Origin of the sequence: Arthrobacter sp. NPDC058127 (assembly GCF_042884555.1) — a bacterium.
Classification (GTDB): domain Bacteria; phylum Actinomycetota; class Actinomycetes; order Actinomycetales; family Micrococcaceae; genus Arthrobacter.
On the sequence record NZ_JBHVTT010000046.1, the window covers coordinates 1 to 1,045 of the forward strand.

At 66.4% G+C, this 1,045-nt stretch carries 1 protein-coding gene; it reads left to right on the forward strand.

Annotated elements, in window-relative coordinates:
* On the forward strand, positions 1 to 1,045 hold a 1,045-nt coding region (gene moaA / locus ACFVTG_RS24755), incomplete at both ends, for a GTP 3',8-cyclase MoaA (protein WP_390283660.1).

Genomic DNA, 1,045 nt, shown 5'->3' on the forward strand with positions numbered 1-1,045 from the left:
CCGGAACTCCGGCGGGCCTGTTCGACCGTTACGGACGCCGGGCCACCGACATGCGCTTGTCCCTGACGGACAAATGCAATCTCCGATGCACGTACTGCATGCCGGCCGAGGGCCTTGAATGGTTGTCCAAACAAGCCGTCATGACCGCTTCCGAGATCGTCCGGCTGGTGCGGATCGGCGTCGAACACCTCGGGGTCCGCGAACTCCGCCTCACCGGCGGCGAGCCCTTGGTCCGAGCCGACCTCGTGGACATCATCTCAGCCCTCCGCGACGCGCACCCCGGGCTGCCGATCTCCATGACCACCAACGGCGTCGGACTCGACAAAAAAGCGGCGGCGCTCAAGGAAGCCGGACTCACCCGCATCAACGTCTCCCTCGACTCCCTGCACGAAGAAACCTTCACCAAGCTCACCCGCCGCCCCTTCCTCGACAAGGTCCTGGCCGGCGTCGATGCCGCCCGGACCGCAGGCCTGGGACCGGTCAAGATCAACGCCGTCCTCATGCGCGGAATCAACGACGCCGAGTCCCCCGAGCTCCTGGCCTGGGCAGTGGAGCACGGCTACGAACTGCGCTTCATCGAGCAAATGCCGCTGGACGCCGATCACGGTTGGACCCGGCGGGACATGATCACCGCCGCCGAGATCCGCGAACTGCTCTCCCGCGACTTCACACTCGCCCCGGACCCCCGCGAACGCGACGGGGCACCGGCGGAACGATTCGAAGTACGACGACGGGACCCGGCATCGGCCCACGCCACCGGTCCGCTCCTGGGCACCGTCGGCATCATCGCCTCCGTCACCGAACCGTTCTGCTCCGATTGCCGGCGCACACGGATCACCGCCGAAGGCAAGATCATGAGCTGCCTGTTCTCCCGCCAGGAATTCGACCTGTTGGGACTCCTTCGCTCCGGAGCGGACGACGAGGAACTCGCCCAACGCTGGCAAGACGCCATGTGGATCAAACCCAAAGCCCACGGCATGGACCACACCGGCCTCGGCGCACCCGACTTCATCCAACCGGACCGCAGCATGAGCGCCATCGGAGG